General features: G+C 64.1%; 18 protein-coding genes and 6 pseudogenes. 15 read left to right on the forward strand and 9 right to left on the reverse strand.

Annotated features, from left to right (window positions below; all coding sequences use genetic code 11):
- Positions 1-8 precede the first annotated feature (8 nt).
- The 6 genes and pseudogenes from KF941_RS26245 to KF941_RS26270 form a co-directional block, all read left to right on the forward strand.
- On the forward strand, positions 9-374 hold the full coding sequence (locus tag KF941_RS26245; RefSeq protein ID WP_114537319.1) for an ethanolamine utilization protein EutQ: 366 nt from the start codon (positions 9-11) through the stop codon (positions 372-374).
- Positions 371-1,690: an FAD-binding oxidoreductase gene (locus KF941_RS26250; RefSeq protein WP_214275032.1), complete on the forward strand. Its 1,320-nt coding sequence runs from the start codon at positions 371-373 to the stop codon at positions 1,688-1,690. Before KF941_RS26245 ends, KF941_RS26250 begins: the two co-directional genes overlap by 4 nt.
- A gap of 52 nt (positions 1,691-1,742) precedes the next feature.
- Positions 1,743-2,732 carry a TRAP transporter substrate-binding protein DctP gene (gene dctP, locus KF941_RS26255; RefSeq protein ID WP_214275033.1) on the forward strand — a complete coding sequence of 330 codons (990 nt, stop codon included), beginning with the start codon at positions 1,743-1,745 and terminating at the stop codon, positions 2,730-2,732.
- 31 nt (positions 2,733-2,763) lie between these two features.
- Positions 2,764-3,270 (forward strand): TRAP transporter small permease subunit, encoded by a 507-nt coding sequence (locus tag KF941_RS26260; protein WP_214275034.1) that lies wholly within the window; start codon positions 2,764-2,766, stop codon positions 3,268-3,270.
- 1 nt (position 3,271) lies between these two features.
- Complete coding sequence (locus KF941_RS26265) at positions 3,272-4,561, forward strand: TRAP transporter large permease (protein ID WP_214275035.1); 1,290 nt, start codon at positions 3,272-3,274, stop codon at positions 4,559-4,561.
- 156 nt (positions 4,562-4,717) lie between these two features.
- Positions 4,718-4,813, forward strand: a pseudogene (locus tag KF941_RS26270) (integrase core domain-containing protein); the annotation flags it as partial.
- Between the two features lie 418 nt (positions 4,814-5,231).
- Here the strand turns inward: KF941_RS26270 and KF941_RS26275 are convergent.
- Positions 5,232-5,621 (reverse strand): cupin domain-containing protein, encoded by a 390-nt coding sequence (locus tag KF941_RS26275; RefSeq protein WP_214272927.1) that lies wholly within the window; start codon positions 5,619-5,621, stop codon positions 5,232-5,234.
- A gap of 120 nt (positions 5,622-5,741) precedes the next feature.
- Between KF941_RS26275 and KF941_RS26280 the strand changes: the two genes are divergently transcribed.
- Both KF941_RS26280 and KF941_RS26285 read left to right on the forward strand, forming a co-directional pair.
- Positions 5,742-6,362: a TetR/AcrR family transcriptional regulator gene (locus KF941_RS26280; RefSeq protein WP_214275036.1), complete on the forward strand. Its 621-nt coding sequence runs from the start codon at positions 5,742-5,744 to the stop codon at positions 6,360-6,362.
- Between the two features lie 69 nt (positions 6,363-6,431).
- A complete protein-coding gene (locus KF941_RS26285) occupies positions 6,432-6,665 on the forward strand; it encodes a hypothetical protein (RefSeq protein ID WP_114535627.1) in 234 nt (77 codons plus the stop codon).
- A gap of 152 nt (positions 6,666-6,817) precedes the next feature.
- On the opposite strand, the gene KF941_RS26290 is transcribed toward KF941_RS26285, so the two are convergent.
- Positions 6,818-7,105, reverse strand: coding sequence for an N-acetyltransferase (locus tag KF941_RS26290; RefSeq protein WP_214275037.1), 288 nt, complete (start codon positions 7,103-7,105; stop codon positions 6,818-6,820).
- Between the two features lie 106 nt (positions 7,106-7,211).
- A complete protein-coding gene (locus KF941_RS26295; protein WP_214275038.1) occupies positions 7,212-7,571 on the reverse strand; it encodes a hypothetical protein in 360 nt (119 codons plus the stop codon).
- 126 nt (positions 7,572-7,697) lie between these two features.
- On the opposite strand from KF941_RS26295, the gene KF941_RS26300 reads away from it, so the two are divergent.
- On the forward strand, positions 7,698-8,414 hold the full coding sequence (locus KF941_RS26300; RefSeq protein WP_214275039.1) for a response regulator transcription factor: 717 nt from the start codon (positions 7,698-7,700) through the stop codon (positions 8,412-8,414).
- A 184-nt stretch (positions 8,415-8,598) separates the two neighbouring features.
- Here KF941_RS26300 and KF941_RS26305 read toward each other — a convergent pair.
- Positions 8,599-9,000, reverse strand: a pseudogene (locus KF941_RS26305) (aldo/keto reductase); the annotation flags it as partial.
- A gap of 175 nt (positions 9,001-9,175) precedes the next feature.
- Here KF941_RS26305 and KF941_RS26310 point away from each other — a divergent pair.
- Together KF941_RS26310 and KF941_RS26315 are read left to right on the forward strand one after the other, a co-directional pair.
- A complete protein-coding gene (locus KF941_RS26310) occupies positions 9,176-10,075 on the forward strand; it encodes an AraC family transcriptional regulator (protein ID WP_214275040.1) in 900 nt (299 codons plus the stop codon).
- 79 nt (positions 10,076-10,154) lie between these two features.
- Positions 10,155-10,369 (forward strand): annotated as a pseudogene (locus tag KF941_RS26315) (IS5/IS1182 family transposase); the annotation flags it as partial.
- Between the two features lie 203 nt (positions 10,370-10,572).
- Here KF941_RS26315 and KF941_RS26320 read toward each other — a convergent pair.
- The 3 genes and pseudogenes from KF941_RS26320 to KF941_RS26330 form a co-directional block, all read right to left on the reverse strand.
- Positions 10,573-10,920, reverse strand: a pseudogene (locus KF941_RS26320) (integrase core domain-containing protein); the annotation flags it as partial.
- A gap of 44 nt (positions 10,921-10,964) precedes the next feature.
- Positions 10,965-12,326 carry a transposase gene (locus KF941_RS26325; RefSeq protein ID WP_214272908.1) on the reverse strand — a complete coding sequence of 454 codons (1,362 nt, stop codon included), beginning with the start codon at positions 12,324-12,326 and terminating at the stop codon, positions 10,965-10,967.
- 75 nt (positions 12,327-12,401) lie between these two features.
- Positions 12,402-12,722 (reverse strand): annotated as a pseudogene (locus KF941_RS26330) (IS3 family transposase); the annotation flags it as partial.
- 82 nt (positions 12,723-12,804) lie between these two features.
- Here KF941_RS26330 and KF941_RS26335 point away from each other — a divergent pair.
- The 4 genes from KF941_RS26335 to KF941_RS26350 all read left to right on the forward strand — a co-directional run bounded on the left by KF941_RS26335 (position 12,805) and on the right by KF941_RS26350 (position 15,564).
- A complete protein-coding gene (locus KF941_RS26335; protein ID WP_214272530.1) occupies positions 12,805-13,233 on the forward strand; it encodes a transposase in 429 nt (142 codons plus the stop codon).
- Complete coding sequence (tnpB, locus tag KF941_RS26340; protein ID WP_214272531.1) at positions 13,230-13,577, forward strand: IS66 family insertion sequence element accessory protein TnpB; 348 nt, start codon at positions 13,230-13,232, stop codon at positions 13,575-13,577. The genes KF941_RS26335 and tnpB overlap by 4 nt, the downstream gene beginning before the upstream one ends.
- A 62-nt stretch (positions 13,578-13,639) precedes the next feature.
- Positions 13,640-15,268: an IS66 family transposase gene (locus KF941_RS26345; protein ID WP_214273635.1), complete on the forward strand. Its 1,629-nt coding sequence runs from the start codon at positions 13,640-13,642 to the stop codon at positions 15,266-15,268.
- Positions 15,268-15,564: a hypothetical protein gene (locus KF941_RS26350; protein WP_214272532.1), complete on the forward strand. Its 297-nt coding sequence runs from the start codon at positions 15,268-15,270 to the stop codon at positions 15,562-15,564. The genes KF941_RS26345 and KF941_RS26350 overlap by 1 nt, the downstream gene beginning before the upstream one ends.
- 16 nt (positions 15,565-15,580) lie before the next feature.
- Here KF941_RS26350 and KF941_RS26355 read toward each other — a convergent pair.
- Together KF941_RS26355 and KF941_RS26360 are read right to left on the reverse strand one after the other, a co-directional pair.
- Positions 15,581-15,993: pseudogene (locus KF941_RS26355) on the reverse strand (transposase); the annotation flags it as partial.
- A gap of 178 nt (positions 15,994-16,171) precedes the next feature.
- Positions 16,172-16,432, reverse strand: coding sequence for a hypothetical protein (locus KF941_RS26360; protein ID WP_240540635.1), 261 nt, complete (start codon positions 16,430-16,432; stop codon positions 16,172-16,174).
- Between the last annotated feature and the right edge of the window lie 75 nt (positions 16,433-16,507).

Genomic DNA, 16,507 nt, shown 5'->3' on the forward strand with positions numbered 1-16,507 from the left:
AGAGAAAGATGACGAATGCCGACAAGGCGCCGGCGCGCCTGAACCGCTTTTCCGACCTGCGTTTCCAGCCGCGTTTCGCCTATCCCGCGATGGCCGAGGTCGCGGAGGTCGCCGGCCTTGCGGATCGCAGCGAGCTTGCGGGCGGCTTCGCGAGGTTCCGGGATGCGGACATTCCCTGGCAGGTCAAATACGACGAGCTGATCCTGGTCATCTCGGGGACATTCGCGGTCGAAACGCCGCAAGGCCGGCTGGAAGCCGGGCCCATGGACACGATCTGGCTGCCCGCCGGCACGGAGGTGCGCTATGTCTCGGAGGATGCGCTGGTGTTCTACAGCCTCCAGCCTGCAAGCTGGGCCACAGAGGCGGCTGCATGACGCGGATCTCGCTGCTTCCCAAGGACGACCGCACCAATGGCTGGTCCGCGCTTTTGCCGCCGCGCCAACCCAGGCCGTCGCTGTCCAAAGACATCACCGCCGATGTCGTGGTGATCGGCGCGGGCTATGCCGGGCTGGGTGCGGCGCGCCGTCTGGCCGAGTTGCGCCCCCATGCGAAGATCGTGGTGTTCGACGCGCAGCAGCTGGGCGAAGGGGCCTCCGGCCGCAATTCGGGCTTTGCCATCGACCTGCCGCATAATGTCGGCTCGTCGCTCGAGGAACTGGCCAAGGGCCGGGCCTATCTGCGCCTTGCCCGCGCGGGGATCGCCTCGCTGCGCGAAAGCGTGCAGCGCCACGGCATCGACTGCGACTGGAGCGAGGACGGCAAATACCATACCGCGAGCTCGGAGCGCGGCGCCGAGCAGATCCTGCGGCCCACGGTCGAGGAGTTGAAGCGGCTGGGCGAGCCTTACGAATGGCTGGATGCCGGGGAAACCGCCCGGCGCCTGGGCACGCGGCACTTCGCGGCCTCGGTCTATACGCCCGGCACGGTGCTTCTGAACCCGGCGGCACTGAACCGGGGGCTGGGCGACACCCTGCCGGAAAACGTCACGCTTTACGAGAATTGCCCGGTGCTGGAGGCGGATTTCGGCCCGACGATCACGCTTCGGACCGCGCATGGCTCGGTCCGGGCGCCCAAGGCCATCCTGGCGGTGAACGGCCTGGCCATGCGCTTCGGCTTCTGGAGGGGCAGGCTGCTGAACTTTGCGGCGCATGCGAGCCTCTCGCGTCGTTTGACGCAAGCCGAGCAGGCGGCCTTCGGCAATATCGCGCCCTGGGGCTCGACCCCGGCCAATGCCTTTGCCGGCATCACCATGCGCTATACCAACGATCGCCGCATCCTGATCCGGCAGAACATCCATTTCTGCCCCGGCCTGCGCCAGTCCGACGAACGCCGGCTGAAGATCCGGGCCGAGCACCAGCGCCTGTTCGACGAACGCTTCCCGATGCTGCGGGGCGTCACCATGGAGCATACCTGGACCGGCTATATCTGCCTGTCGCGCAACGGCGCGCCGGGCTTCGGACAGGTCGCCCCGAACGTCTGGAGCGCAGTCTGCCAGAACGCCGTCGGCGTCGCCAAGGGCACGATCAGCGGCCGGCTGGCCGCGGCCATGGCGCTTGGCGAGGACGATCCGCTGATCTCGGACATGATCGGCCTTGGCACGCCGTCGCCGGTGCCGCCGCGGCCTTTCCTGGACATCGGCGTGAGGGCGCGCTTTGCCTATGAGATTTTCAAGAACCGACACGAGGCCTGAAGACGGCCCGCTTCCTGGGGAGGGGAAGGGAATGGTCAGAAAGATGAATGGAATGACGGCTGCGGTGCTGCTCGCGGCGCTGGCGTCCGGCGCGACGGCGGCCATGCCCGCGATGGCGGAAACGCTGAAGATGGCAACCGATTCCGGCGCGAAAGGCTCGGATGCGGGCAATGCCATCGAGGCCTGGGCCAAGGAGATCGAGACTGCCACCGACGGCGCGTTGAAGGTCGAGATCTTCTACCAGAACGAGTTGGGCGGCCAGCAGGAGGTCTTCGACCTGCTCATGGCCGGCGATGTCGATCTGATGCTGAACTGGCCGATGACCTCATACGACCAGCGCATCTCGCTGATCTATACGCCCTACATGTTCACCGACTGGGATGATGCCCTGGCCGCCTATGGCAAGGACGGCTGGCTCAGCACGGCGCTGTCCGAGGTCTATGCCGATACCGGGCTGAAATACCTCGGTGCCTGGCCCGAGGGTTTCAACGGCGTCGGCACCAAGGGCGGCCACGCCACCACGGTCGAGGCCGCCAGGGCCTTCAAGGTGCGCGTCCCGCCGGTCTCGCCCTTTACCGAAACCATCGCCGCCATGGGCTATCAGACCGCGACCATCGACTGGGGCGAACTCTACTCGGCCATCCAGACCGGGGTCGTCGACGGCGACAGCGCCAACGTGATCTTCTACGACTACGAATATTTCGGCGACGTGCTGACCGATTACGTCCACAGCCGGCAGCAGTTCCTGACCGGCATCCTGACCGCGAACCTCGAAAACTGGGAGGCCCTGTCCCCCGAGCATCAGGAGGCAATCGCTGCCGGCGCGGAAAAGGTCATGCTGGCGCAGTTCGACGCCGCCCGCCGCTCGGACGAGGGCTATGTCGAGGCATGGAAGAAGCGCGGCCATACCTATGTCGAGCTGAGCCCCGAGGAACTGGCCACGCTGGGCAAGACCGTGCGCGAGGCGGTCTGGCCGCAGATGGAGCCGATGATCGGCGCCGAGCTTCTAGACCTCGTCCGGCGGAACGCCGCCGCCGAGTGATCCTCGTCACCCTCGCCGCATGGAGGTTCGCATGATCGCCTTTCTTGCCATGGCCGACCGGGTCTTTGCCTGGCTCCTGCGAGCCGTCATCCTGGCGACCAGCGCCATCGTCACCCTGTCGCTGGTCGCCCTGGTGGTCTTTCGCGTCTTCTTCAGCCAGTCGCTGCTCGGCATGCACGAGGCAAGCCTGCTTGCCGCCATGTGGCTTTACATGGCGGGCGCCGTCATGGCCTCGCGGCGGTCCGAGCATCTGGTCGTGGATTTCCTCGCGACATCGCTGCGCACGCCCCGCGCCCGGGCGATCCACGGCCTTGTCGTCGCGGTCCTCACGCTGGTCATCGTGGCGATCTTCGCGCTCTGGGTGTGGAAGATGCTGGCCTGGGGGATGAAGCGGCCGCAGATCATCCCGGTCCTGAACCTGCCCCTGTGGTATGCGCAGGCGCCGCTGGCTCTCGCCGCAGTGTCCGCTGTCATCTACGCCCTGCGCGATATCGCCCGCGCGGGTCTTCAGATCGCCCAACCCGGCAAGGAGGCCTGACATGGAGGCTCTACTGGTCCTGGGGCTGCTCCTGGCTCTTCTGGGGATCGGCCTTCCCGTCGCATGGTCCTTCGCCGGCGTCGTCGCGGCCTTGGCCTGGATCTATGACGCCAATCTCAACACGCTGATGTTGCAGGGCTTCCGGTCGCTGAACTCGGTGATCCTGCTGGCCTTGCCGCTGTTCATCCTTGCAGGCTACCTGATGCAGTCGGGGGGCATCGCGAACCGCCTGGTCGCCTGCATCGAGATGGCGATCGGGCGGCGGCGGGGCGGGCTCGGCAATGCGATGGTCGGGGCGGCGGGCGTGTTCGGCGCCATCGCCGGGACGGCCACGGCGGCGGTGGCGGCCATCGGCACGCTGATGATCGACCCGATGGCCGAACGCGGCTATCCGCGCGGCTATTCGGCGGCGCTGCTGGGGATTTCCTCGCTTCTCGGCATCCTCATCCCGCCCTCGATCACCATGATCCTGTTCGCGGTGGCGACCCAGCAATCGGTGGCGGCCTGCTTCGCGGCCTCGATCGTGCCGGGGATCATGCTGATGATCGGGCTGATGATCTTCAACCGCGCCCAGATCGGCCGCCGCATCCACGAAATCCACGACCAGCGCAGGATTCCGGCTGCGGAGAAATGGCGCATCACCCTGCGCACCATCCCCGCCTTTTCGCTGCCGGTCATCATCATCGGCGGCATCTATGGCGGGTTCTTCACGCCAACCGAGGCGGCGGCCTTCGCCGTGCTCGCCGCGGTCCTGATCGGCCTTTTCATCTATCGCGACATGAGCCTGGCGCGGCTGCGCGACAGCACGGTGGCGGCCGCCGAGACCACCGGCTCCATCGTGCTGATCCTGCTGTTTTCCTTCGTGATCGGCCGCATCCTTGTGGCCGAGCGCATCCCGCAGGATCTGACGGAACTGGTGGCGTCGCTGGTCAGCAATCCGATCGGCGTGATGATCCTGGTGAACATGTTCCTGATCATCGCCGGGGCGCTGATCGACGATGTCTCGGTCACGGTGGTGATTGCGCCGCTGCTGCTGCCGCTGATGGTGTCGGTCGAGGTGCATCCGGTGCATTTCGCCGCCATCGTCGCGACCTCGGTGGTGATCGGCGCGAACAGCCCGCCGATGGCGCCGATCCTGTTCATGGCCTGCCGGATCGGCAGGGCCTCGGTCCATCAGGCGGTCGGCCCGGCGCTGCGCATGATGGCCTTCGTCGCCTTGCCGGTGATGGTGCTGACGACCTTCATCCCCGCGCTTTCGCTGGGACTGCCACGCTGGCTGGGATTGCTCTAGGCGGGTGGGCTGGCCTGCGCGAGATGATCCTCCCCCACGGTGTGCGGAGCCGGAACCGACGCGCCCGGCCCCGAGCCGCCGGTCGAGAGACCGGCGACGCTGCAGCGCGGCTTCCTCGGACCGGACAGCCGTGCTTGCCGCAACGATTTGCCAGGGCTCGCCGAGACCAGGATCATCGTGGAAAGGTGGCGATGCCACGAGAATACCGTGCGCCCGCATGGATCGCTCGGCTACAAGCCTCCGGCTCGGGAAGTCTTCATCCCCGTGTTTCCAGCGCGGACAGCTCGACAACCTGGGCCAGCAACGCCGTCCGCGCTGGAAACACGACCAGCATTGCACCAACAATCAAAATGGGCCCGTCATCGGGGGCCGATGGACAAGGCAGCCGGGCGTCGATCAGGGTTCCGCAGACCGGCAGCCACGCCCCGGCGTCGCGTCAGGGTGAGGTGGATCCCTGCGCTGCATATACCAGCACGACGAGCCCTTTGGGCGGCAACGGCGAGAGCCGGGGGCGCGACCAGCATCACCGCCGGGCCGTATGCCGGTATGCCGGCCTTGCGCCGTCGCGCGATGGCGGGCAGGGGGGCTCCCGATCGTCCCCCCGCGCCTGGAAGGGCCTTCACTCATGGTTTTCCCGGTCGTTACGGGCCTGGGCAGGCCGCGCCCCGGTCTACGCCTCGCGATCCTTGCGGCGCTGCGTACCGCTCCGGTGGGTAATCGCCATCAGCACCGATGGTTCCCTGAGCCGCAGCCGATGCCAACTGCCCGCTGGCACGACCTGGCCGGTCCTCGGCGTCAGTTCGACCGTGCGGAGGCCGCTGGCATTCTCGATATCAAGCTCCAGCCTGCCGGAACAGAGGATCAGCAACTCATCGCCACCGGGATGCATCTCCCAATAGTCCGGGTGAACATCCTCGGGCCGTTCGGCGGAAAAGACGGCGAGTGTCTTTCCCTCCGCCGGACCTCCGCCGGACGCCAGCGAAACCGGGCGTATTCGCGGTCCATCCTCAAGATGCAGATGGAAGCGGCTCAGGTCGAGAGCGGAATTCGTATCGGTCATGGCGTTTCTTCCTTTCCGGCCGCAGTGTCCGCGACCTTGCTTGCGTTGACGCCTGGAATATGTGACGAATTCCTCATGTTTTGTATTCGCATTCCCGTTCAGGACGGGAGGACGGTGCAGATGGATGTGAATCCACGGAAAATTCCGCGCCAAAGCCGGGCGCAGGCCACGGTTCGCGCCATCATCGAGGCGACCGCTCAGGTTCTGGCGCATGCCGGGTTCGAGCGGATGACCACCGCGATGGTGGCGGAACGGGCCGGCGCCAGCATCGGCTCGCTCTACCAGTACTATCCGAACAAGCAGGCGCTGGCGGCCGCGGTGGTCGATCATTACGGCGAGATCTTTGCTGCGCGTTTCGCCCAGGCGATTGCCGCGCCGGGCGAGACGCTGGCCCAGGCGGTCGATGCCCTGGTCGCGACCGCCTTCCAGGACCACCCGCATGATCCCCGGCTGCACCAGGCCCTGATCGAGATCGCGCCGCGCGTCGGCCGTGGTGATCACAGGAAGGCGCTCAGCGCCCGGATCGCCGCGCTGATCGAGGCGCGGTTGCGGCGCCATGCGGACGAGTTGGCCGCCGATCTCGATCGGGCCGAGGCGGCGGCGATGCTGGAGGCCGTGCTGGAGACCGCCGCGCACCGGGCGCTCGAGCAGCATCCCGCCGGCCTGCCGACCGCAAGGCTCGCGGCCCAGTGCCGGCGGATGATCATGGCCTACCTCACATGCCCGGCGGGGCGCTCGTGAGGGAAGTTTTCATGTTGGCCGCTCCTTGGGTGTCCCAAAGCGGGGTGCCGGGGATATGTTCGACAGTCGATGATGAGCCAGGTTCTCGGCAACCTGGAAAGCCATAAACGGCAGTATCAGATGGCGGAAACCGCCCGCGAGGCAGCCTTCGCAGCCGCCCAGGTGATCGAAGAGGACTTCGGTAGATCCGGTTCCGGTCAGATGCCCAAGCCAGGGTTCCAGCGCCTTGTTGCTGAGGTCTGTGCCGGGTCGGTCGAAATACCTTGCTACATTGAGACATCCCTGCAGAAAGATGCCGCATAGCTCGCCATTTTCGTGGAATGTCCCTTTCTTGAATAGATTCCTGGCATAATCTCTTTTCTACAGCTGTTTGGTGGGATTCGAGCTGGTTGAAACAGACCGCTGAGAAAGGTTGTCACAACTGTTTTCAGGAAGCGTGGTGGTCGAGATGGTGATCAGGCCGGGTCCCGGATGACGTCCGCCCAGTCCGAGTTCTTTTCGGCTTCGCCGCGGACGAATGGGCAGAGTGGCACGATCTGCCGACCGCTTTGGCGGGCATCCTCCACCATCCGCTTGACCAGCGCCTGGGCCATGGTCCGGCTTCTTGCGCCTTTGGACATGGCAGTATAATAGGCCACGCGGAACTGCGGAGTCGGATCGGTTACGACCAGCTCCACATGAGGCCCGGAGGGGCGGGCGATATAGCGAGCTTTTCCAATAAACTCTTCGTATTCGATTTGCATGGAGATCGACCTTTTTCAAGTATCGCCTTATTAATTGAAAAACTGGCAGCTTCAGACCATGTGGTGGATGGTGCGCTATATCCCCGCTTCGTTTATGAAATGAATTTCAGCCTGCATCATGCCGTGTTTCATGCACAAGCAATGAACCGATGATCGCGACCATGGCTCCGAATACACCGCCACCCAGATATCCGTAGATAATCGACATAAGGCTCATGTCGAGAATCCAACAGGCAGTCGCGGTTAAAGCGATGATCATGATCGCCCATCCCGATACCAGAAAGAGGAATACGACGAGATAGGCCGATGGTTGATCATCATCCGAACTCGAAAAGGGAGAGCAATCCCTTTGATTGGCGCTACTGGCAGGACGCTTGCGTTTCGCTCTATTCATGCAATGACCGATTTGAGAACCTGAATAATCTTCACTATCACGCCGATTGACGTGCCTGTCGCCGGGAGCCACTAACGCTCCCTTGTCCCGGATGTTTCTCTGGCTTGTCCCAAGGCTGAGATATCTGGCAGTCTGTTTCGTGACGTGGCGTCCGTCAGGGAAACGACTGCAGCGGCGCGCGGGCTGAAGGGGCAACGCATGACGGGTGAGCAGAAGGGTATCCGGGTGCTTCTGGTTGAGGATGAAGAGACGGTGCTGCAGCTTCATAGCGCCGTGCTGGTCGGTGCGGGTTGCGTCGTGGACGAAGCGCCCACTCTCGCCTGCTTCCGGGACAGGATTGCCCGCTCGCGTTATGACATCGTTCTGCTTGATCTGTGTTTGCCCGATGGCAATGCGCTGGAGGCGATATCCGAGATTCGCCGGGGCACGTCGGCCGGGATCATCGTCGCAACCTCGAACCGCGACCCCGACGATCGGCTGACCGGCCTGGAACAGGGAGCGGACGAATATCTGGAAAAGCCCGTGCATCCGCGCGAGCTGGTCGCGCGCGTGCGCAACCTTGCGGGGCGGCTCGCGGTCGCGAAGCGCGAGGAGAAGATGGAGTTGGTCCACCACTTCCAGGGCTGGAGCGTCGATCTGGCGGCGCGAACCGTCAGGCTTCACGACGGCGACACGCTGCAATTGACGGAAAACGAGTTTCGCCTGCTGGACGTGCTGATCCGAAACGCTGCGAAGCCGGTGCATCGGGAACGCCTGCTGACCGCGTTGGGCAGCGACGAGGAGGCAACGGACCGGGCGGTCGACAAGGCCATCTATCGATTGCGGGTCAAGCTGCATGCGGTCCTGGGCCATGCCACCCCCCTGATCGAGACGGTGCATGGCTTCGGCTATCGCTTCATCGCGGAGATCCTCTAGCATGGCCGGCGTCCCGCCGGACTCCCGGAGAGCCGCGATGGCCGATGAAGCTGAAAGCATGACCACCTTCGCCGTTCTGCGGCCGGATGGGCTGATCAGCTATTGCAGCGCGCCCTTTGCGCACCTGCTTGGTTCCGAGGAACGGGTGGTTGTCGGCACGCCTATCGGTGCATGGCTTCGCCCCGTCGAAGCCGTGGATCTGGTAGAGGTCGATGTGATCCATCTGCAGCCGCTCCAGGCTGGCCTTGGCCTGCGCCATGATATGGCCGCGCGAGGCGCCGCGGGCGTTCGGGCCTTCGCCCATCGGCCCAAGAACCTTGGTCGCGATCACCACCTCGTCGCGCGGAATGCCAAGGTTGCGGATGGCCTGGCCGAGGATCCGCTCGCTCTCGCCGCCGGCATAGACATTGGCGGTGTCGATGAAGTTGATGCCGGCGTCGAAGGCCGCCTTGAGCAGCGTGTCGGCCTCGTCCTGGCGCAGCTGGCCGATCTGGCCCCACAGGCCGTCCGAGCCGCCGAAGGTCATGGTGCCGAGGCAGAGTTCCGAGACCAGCAGGCCGCTGGGGCCGAGAGTGCGGTAGCGCATGGGATGTTCCTTCATGTCGGGTGGAGCGCCGGGGCGGGATGCCGCCGGGTCAGGGCGAAGATAGGGCTGCCCTGCCCGGGGTCGCGACGCCGATCCTCGCAAATCCTTGCACGATCCTCTCATGCGCGCCGATTTCGGGCTGCGCACTGCGGGCAGGGATCCTAGATTGCGCGACATGGAAAACGATCATCTTGCCCCGCTCAAACAGCTGATCGCCCGCCAGTGGCAGGCGCATGGCCGGGAAACCCCGATCGAGGAGCTGTTTCTGACCTCGGTCACGGCGCCGACCGGGCCGATCCATGCCGTTTATTGTCCGTCGCTCTGCGTCGTGGCGCAAGGCGCCAAGACCAGCATGCTCGGCGAGCGCGCCTATCGCTATGACGCCGGGAAATGCCTGATCGCATCGATGGAGGTGCCGATCCGGGCCGAGATCACCCGCGCCACGCCGGACCGGCCCTACCTGGCCTTCAGCCTTGCGCTGGACCCCGCGACGATCTCGGACCTGCTGCTGGAACTGGATGGAACCGACGACGCCCCCGCCGGAGCGGCGCTGGCGGTCCATGCCTTTGGGCTGGAGCTTGCCGATCCCCTCTGCCGGTTGCTGGCCCTGTGCGACCGGCCGCGCGACATTGCGATCCTCGCGCCGCTGGTCCGGCGGGAGATCACCTGGCTATTGCTGAACGGACCGATGGGGCCGGCGCTGCGCCAGATCGGCCTCGCGAGCAGTCCCATGGCGCGGATCGGCCGCGCCATCGCCTGCATCCGCGAGGGCTTCGCGGATCAGCTGAACGTGCGGCAGCTCGCCGAGGTCGCCGGGATGAGTCCCGCGACCTTCCACCGCCACTTCAAGGCGGTCACGGCGATGACGCCGGTGCAGTACCAGAAACAGCTTCGCTTGCAGGAGGCCCGTCGCCTGCTGCTTTCCGATCACGCCGATGTCGCCCGGATCGGCTACGCCATCGGCTATGAGAGCCCGTCGCAGTTCAGCAGGGAATATCGCCGCCTGTTCGGATCGCCGCCGGGCCGGGATGGGCAGGAGATCCGCAGGAGCCTCGCGCCGCAGGTCGATGGCTGAGGGGGCGGCGACATGTTGGGCGGAGACTGTGTAAAAACTCCTGTTTATGCTACACTTCCACATGGTTGGGAGGCTTGGCATGTCGGGTTTCATCGAGGGCGTGAGCCGGGATCAGACAACGCTCTTTCCGAGTGTCTGGAGGACTGGATCGGAGAAGATAACCTTGCCCGTGTCGTTGATCTCTTCGTCGATGAACTCGACCTCGCCGCCCTTCACTTTCATCGTCATGCAGCCGCTCGGACGGGACGGCCGGGCTATCATCCGGCGGTGCTGCTCAAACTGTTCATCTACGGCTAGACGCGCGGTCATCATCGTCAGATAGGCAAGCATGTCATTGGTGCCCGGGATCAGCCGGAGTGACAGCAGGATGTCTGCCGGCTTGCCGGGAACGGAGGTTACATCTTCAAAGGTTTCCTCGGCTGAATCTCCCCATGACCAAGTGTCATCGAAGGTGGCAATCTGCGCGTCGGCTGACCTGCCCCCCGGTCGTCCCTCGTTCATAACGAGAGTCCTTTGGGTTGATATTGGTTGGTTTCGGGTTGGGCAAGCGGGTCGGGCGCGGAGCCCCCAGTTTGCTCAAGCGCCCTGCGCGCTTCTGCCGGGGTCTGGTTGCCGAGCGAGGAATGCGGCCTGACGTGGTTGTAGTCGTAGCGCCAGAGGGCCAGCTTTCGGCGGGCATCGGCCAGGCTTTCGAAGATCTCCTCGTTGAGGCATTCGTCGCGCAGGCTGCCTTTGAATGACTCGATGTAGCCATTTTGCCGGGGCTTGCCCGGATCGATATAATGCCATTCGACGCCGGCCTCGTTGGCCCACTTCAGGATCGCCTTGCTGGTGAACTCGGTGCCCCTCCTCGGGAAAACGATCCGGGGGGGCTGTTGAAAAAGTTGTTTCAGGCTGCCGCCGGGTTTGGTCGGACTGCGCGCATTTCGATGATCGAACAGAGCAACAGCATCATTGCGGCTGCCAGTTTCTTGAGGTTCATGGCGATGGCCGTCAGGAGGGCCTGTATCCTCATGTTCTCGAGCCCCCTGCGGATGGCTCTGGCAAGTCCGTGGAGCGTCTTGGCGGTGCCGTGGGTGCCTTCGACGCGCCAGCGATGCCGGGTGTATATCGCATGGCCGTCCTTTCCCCATGCCAGCCGTTTGCGTCGAGCGCGCAAGATGGCCGCGTGGTTTGTCACGATATGCACCCTGCGGGATGGCGCGCCCCGGGGCAGGCATTGCGCCTTGAGAGGACAGCGCGCGCAGTCATGCCGGTCGGCGCGATACCATTGCCCGGATTTTGTGACGTTTCTCGGGGTCAGCCGCCTCCTCGCCGGACACCGGACCACATCATGATGGGGATCGAACTTGAACCGCTCGGTCGGAAAGCCCTGCGCCCCCTTGCGACGGGGGGCACGAAGAGGCGGGATGACGGCTGCTATCCTGCGGTCTTCAAGGGCGGCGTAAATCCGGCCAATGCCATAGAGCCTGTCCGCCGTGATCCGGCCCGGGGTAACTCCAAGGGTCGCTTCGATCGCTTCCAGGCGCTCGTCGAACCGGCCCGTGTCATGTTCTTCGCCGGTCACAATCTCCACATCGACGACGACGCCCGCAAAATCGTCAACGGCCGTGTGCTGCTTGTAGGCCGGGCGCAGCGGCGCCTTGGAGGATGTAGCCATGGTCGCGTCCGGGTCTGTGCGGCAGAGCTTCTTGAACTTGCCGCTCGTGCGCGCGTCCCGCTCGGCGCCATTGGCGTCGTCGTGGGCGGCCTCGACCGCATCCAGATGGCGCGAAACCAGTGCGTCCATGCTGACATTCGCCCGGATCAGGCTGGCGTCAATGTGGACGGTTTCAGTCGAAATCAGGCCCGCCGCCTGGCACTGTCGCACGACATGTATGAAGATCTGGCGGAAAACATCTGCGCCCCAACGCTGCCGGATGCGCGTCAGCGAGGAGTGATCCGGCAAGGCCTCGTGCAAGGCGTAACCGACGAACCAGCGGATCGCGAGATTGACCTGCGCTTCACGCATCAGCCGCCGGTCTTGAACGATCCCAAGCAGGAAACCCGCCAGCATCAGCCGCATGGCTACCTCGGGATCGATACCGGAACGGCCATTGTCGGCACAATAGAGATCGGCCACTTCAGCGCGCAGCCATCCAAGATCAAGAACCTGATCGACCCTCACCAGCACATGGTCATCAGGGATCAGCCCCCGCAGCGACCCCGTGATGAAAAGCTCCTGTTGCCCGCGTTCTTTCCGACCCAGCATCGCTGCCCCAATATCTCTGTTCAGCCAAGTGAATCAGAGACATCGGACTTCTTCAACAGCCCCCACCGGATCGTTTTCTGATCCTCGTCGATCACTGACGACACAGGCCGGCTTGCCGTAGATCCTGACCAGCGCATCCAGTTCCCGCGCCACCCTGGCCCCCGAGATGCTGGTGTCGGCGATCAAGGCGAGGTTTTCGCGGCAGCAATCGTCGTTCACGGCCAGAATGCGGAACCTGCGGCAGGCCCCGAACGTGTCGGCCAGGAAGTCCAGCGACCACCGCTGGTTCGGCAGCAACGGCACTGGCATGGGGGTCCGACTGCCATGCGCCCGCTTGCGACCGCGCCTGCGCCGCACCGACAGACCTTCCTCCCGGTAAATCCGGTAGAGCCCTTCGCCCTACAAACGATCCCCCGGATCGTTTGTAACGGCCCGATTGTTACCGCCTGCCTGAGTTTGGGCTGATGGATTAAGGCACATGCATAGTGACGTCGTTAATGACGTGTCTTATGCGGGTGTGGGGATGCGGGGCGATATTCTTGGACTGGAGCGGCGGCGGCGGTGGAGCGACGAGGAGAAGCTCGAGATCGTTTTGTCGGTCGGCGTGGACGGGGCGACAGTGACGCAGGTTGCACAGCGGCACGATGTAACACGGCAGCAAATCTATGCCTGGCGGCACCAACTGAAGAAGAAGGGCGTGGTTTCGGCGTCTCCGGAGGCGCTGTTTCTGCCGGTTGAACTGGACCGGCCCACGGAATTGGTGATGCAGTCAGCGGCCATCTGCGCAGGAACGCCTCGGCCTGCCCAGATCGAGTTGCAGTTGGCGAATGGTCGCTGCCTGCGCTTCGATCCGGCTCTGGATACCGTGACGCTGACACATGTGATCCGTGCGGTGGAAGGGGCATGATCGGGCCGGGAACCGGCGTTCGTGTCTATCTGGCCTGCGGCGTGACAGATATGAGGAAGGGGATCACCGGGCTGGCTGCACTTGCCCAGGATGTTCTGCGCCAGAAGCCGACCGGCGGTGCGGTCTTTGCATTCCGTGGGCGTCGCGGCGACAGGTTGAAATTGCTTCATTGGGACGGGCAAGGCTTCTGCCTGTATTACAAGGTGCTGGAAAAGGGCCGCTTTCCCTGGCCTACACGTGGTGATGGTGCGGTTCGCCTGACCTCGGCGCAGTTGGCGATGCTGTGGGAGGGCATTGATTGGCGTAGGCCGGATTGGGGCGCGCCGCCGGCCCGGGTGGGCTGATTTATCCTGCTGAAACACCTCGTTTTTATGGTCAGGATCGCTGCCCTGTGGTAGTCGGACGCATGTCGAATGCGGCCCAGACCCTTCCCGATGACCCGGCGCTTCTGAAGGCGCTGATCGTGGCGTTGCAGGCGGAAAACGCGAAGATCTCGGCCACGCTGCGCGCCCATGACCAGTTGATCCAGACCCTGCGACTGCGCATCGCCAAGCTGAAGAAGCAGGTCTTCGGCCAGTCCTCGGAAAAGATCGAACGCGAGATCGAGCAACTGGAACTGGCGCTGGAGGATCTGCTGATCGCAACGGCCGAAAGTGAGACCTCAGTTCCGGATGACAGTCAGGGCGATGATGTGCTGGAAACGTCAGCCACCGATGAAGGCGGTGACCGCCCATCCCGCCGACGCCCCCGAGTCTCGGACAGCACGCCGCGCGAGCGGCAAGAGCTGGATCCCGGCAGTTGCTGCCCCGATTGCGGTGGTGATCTGCGCCTGGTGGGCGAGGATGTCAGCGAGATGCTGGATCTGATCGCGGCGCAGTTGCAGGTCGTGCAGATCGCCCGGCTCAAGAAATCCTGCCGCCGCTGTGAGCGCATGGTGCAGGTTCCGGCCCCCAGCCGCCCGATCCCCGGCAGCATGGCAGGCCCGGGCCTGCTGGCGCATATCCTCGTCTCCAAGTTCGACGACCACCTTCCGCTTTATCGCCAGCATGAGATCTTCACCCGGATGGGCGCCGACATCCCCGACAGCACACTGGTCGACTGGTGCGGTCGGGCAATGAGGGTGCTGGCCCCATTGATCGAACGGATCGAGGTGGATGTGATGGCCAGCGACCTGCTGCATGCCGATGACACACCGATCCGGGTGCTGGATCGCGCGGGCCGCGACAAGGGGTTGGGCAAGGGGGTGAAGAAGGGCCGGATCTGGGCCTATGTCCGCGATCAGCGCCCTTGGGCAGGCGCCTCACCGCCCGGCGCGGTCTATGCCTTCGCGCCCGACTGGAAGGAAGAGCACGTTCATCGCCATCTGGCCCGGACCCGCGGCATTCTCCAGGCCGATGGCTACAAGGGCTATGCCAAGCTCTACGACCCGGACCCAGACGGGACGCCGCGCCTGCGGGAGGCCGCATGTTGGGCCCACCTGCGGCGGGACTTCCATGACGAATGGGACAAGACCAAATCCGCGATCGCCCGCGAGGCGCTCGACCGCATCGGCGCACTCTACGACATCGAGCGAGAGATCACCGGCCATCCCGCTGATATCCGCCTTGCCGCGCGCCGGAAACACAGTGCCCCGAAGGTCGAGGCCTTCTTCGCCTGGTCGGAGCAGCAGCTCCCGCGGATCCGCGGCAAGGGGGATCTGGCCAAGGCCTTCCGCTATGGGCTGAGCCGTCGGGACGCCTTCAGCCTGTTTTTTGAGGACGGCCGGGTGGCGATCGACAACAATCCTGCCGAGCGCGCGCTGCGCCCGATCGGTGTCGGGCGCCGCAACTGGCTCTTCGCCGGTGCGGATACCGGAGCCGAAACGCTGGCCCGCGCCATGACGCTCATTGAAACTGCCAAGATGAACGGCCTGGATCCCCAAGCCTATCTGGCCGACATCCTGGCCCGCATCCACGATCACAAGATCAATCGGCTCGACGATCTGTTGCCCTGGAACTGGTCGCCGCTGCCCTCCGCCCTGCACGAGGCCGCCTGATGGCAACCGTCACCCACGTCTGCACCCTCGACTACGTCGCAAAGATGCTGGGCGAAGACCCCGAGCTTCTCAAAGCCATCGTCTACAACGACGACAACCTGACCTATGGCTCGATCATCAGCGTCTATACCGGCCCGGATGACACCGTCACCGCCCTGACCGATGACGGTATCGATGAACTGAAAGACATGCTCAGGGACGCGCGCATCACCACCGAAACCTGGCACGCGTTCCTCGACGACTTTGTCGATGACGCGGAACTCGTCGCCCGCATCAAGGCACTGTCGCCGCGGTAACAATCGGGCGGTTACGGTTGTCGGGCGGCCGCTTGCGCCGCACCGTCTTCGGATCGACACCGATCAGAACGCAGGCGCGACGTTGAGAGATCGGATGATCCCTCAGCGCCCGCAGCACCGCGTCCCGCCGTTGCACCAGCGTCGTCAAGGCTTTCCCAGCAGATCCTTCAGCACCACGTTGTCAAGCATGGCATCGGCCAGCAGGCGCTTGAGCTTCGCATTCTCGTCCTCAAGCTGCTTCAGCCGCTTGGCGTCGGACAGGTCCATGCCGCCATATTTCGCCTTCAGCTTGTAGAATGTCGCGGGGCTCAGCCCATGCTTCCGACAAAGCTCGGACGTGGGCAAACCAGCCGCCTGTTCCTTGATCATCCCGATAATCTGTTCATCGGGGCTTACGCGGCCCCACTGGGGCCACGGTCCCCTCTTCATCGGTAAAACGGCTCTTCCTCATCTCGTCTGCTCCTTCAGATTGGGCAGACGCTACATCACGGCGAGGGAACTTCCGGGGGGCAGGTCACAAGCCGCATCCCCTGTCTATGAATAAAATGATATGATTGCAGAATTTTAAATAGAGAAAGTGATCCGACAGCCTGGTGCGGCCAGCTCTTCAGGCTACCTTGTTCTGCAAGGAGGTTTCGATATAACGAAGCGCGCCCAGGGCCATGTCCGGGCTCACGCGGCTAGCGACAGCATCCTCTTGTCCGGAAGCGACCCGAGCCAAGTGCCTGCGCAGTATTTCCACGGAAAGCCCACCCTCTTCCCTTAACGCGGTGATGGCAATCCGCCCGATGGTGAAGGCTGCCATGTCCGGGGTGGCCACGTATTCCGGTGCTTGGCGGCGTCGCCGCATGATCGTTGCGTCGCTCATCAATCCCTCGCGTTGCAAAACCACCAGTCCGAAGATCGGTCTGGCGCTCAATATCCAAGCTGAACAATTTATTGC

It is taken from the genome of Paracoccus sp. pheM1, from assembly GCF_018499825.1.
Lineage (GTDB): Bacteria > Pseudomonadota > Alphaproteobacteria > Rhodobacterales > Rhodobacteraceae > Paracoccus > Paracoccus versutus.

Excerpts from the sequence above, each read along its gene's own strand:
- KF941_RS26245 (WP_114537319.1), top strand. The coding sequence starts at position 9 with ATGACGAATGCCGACAAGGCGCCGGCGCGCCTGAACCGCTTTTCCGAC.
- KF941_RS26250 (WP_214275032.1), top strand. The coding sequence starts at position 371 with ATGACGCGGATCTCGCTGCTTCCCAAGGACGACCGCACCAATGGCTGG.
- dctP (WP_214275033.1), top strand. The coding sequence starts at position 1,743 with ATGACGGCTGCGGTGCTGCTCGCGGCGCTGGCGTCCGGCGCGACGGCG.
- KF941_RS26260 (WP_214275034.1), top strand. The coding sequence starts at position 2,764 with ATGATCGCCTTTCTTGCCATGGCCGACCGGGTCTTTGCCTGGCTCCTG.
- KF941_RS26265 (WP_214275035.1), top strand. The coding sequence starts at position 3,272 with ATGGAGGCTCTACTGGTCCTGGGGCTGCTCCTGGCTCTTCTGGGGATC.
- KF941_RS26275 (WP_214272927.1), bottom strand. The coding sequence starts at position 5,621 with ATGACCGATACGAATTCCGCTCTCGACCTGAGCCGCTTCCATCTGCAT.
- KF941_RS26280 (WP_214275036.1), top strand. The coding sequence starts at position 5,742 with ATGGATGTGAATCCACGGAAAATTCCGCGCCAAAGCCGGGCGCAGGCC.
- KF941_RS26285 (WP_114535627.1), top strand. The coding sequence starts at position 6,432 with ATGATGAGCCAGGTTCTCGGCAACCTGGAAAGCCATAAACGGCAGTAT.
- KF941_RS26290 (WP_214275037.1), bottom strand. The coding sequence starts at position 7,105 with ATGCAAATCGAATACGAAGAGTTTATTGGAAAAGCTCGCTATATCGCC.
- KF941_RS26300 (WP_214275039.1), top strand. The coding sequence starts at position 7,698 with ATGACGGGTGAGCAGAAGGGTATCCGGGTGCTTCTGGTTGAGGATGAA.
- KF941_RS26310 (WP_214275040.1), top strand. The coding sequence starts at position 9,176 with ATGGAAAACGATCATCTTGCCCCGCTCAAACAGCTGATCGCCCGCCAG.
- KF941_RS26325 (WP_214272908.1), bottom strand. The coding sequence starts at position 12,326 with ATGCTGGGTCGGAAAGAACGCGGGCAACAGGAGCTTTTCATCACGGGG.
- KF941_RS26335 (WP_214272530.1), top strand. The coding sequence starts at position 12,805 with ATGCATAGTGACGTCGTTAATGACGTGTCTTATGCGGGTGTGGGGATG.
- tnpB (WP_214272531.1), top strand. The coding sequence starts at position 13,230 with ATGATCGGGCCGGGAACCGGCGTTCGTGTCTATCTGGCCTGCGGCGTG.
- KF941_RS26345 (WP_214273635.1), top strand. The coding sequence starts at position 13,640 with ATGTCGAATGCGGCCCAGACCCTTCCCGATGACCCGGCGCTTCTGAAG.
- KF941_RS26350 (WP_214272532.1), top strand. The coding sequence starts at position 15,268 with ATGGCAACCGTCACCCACGTCTGCACCCTCGACTACGTCGCAAAGATG.
- KF941_RS26360 (WP_240540635.1), bottom strand. The coding sequence starts at position 16,432 with ATGAGCGACGCAACGATCATGCGGCGACGCCGCCAAGCACCGGAATAC.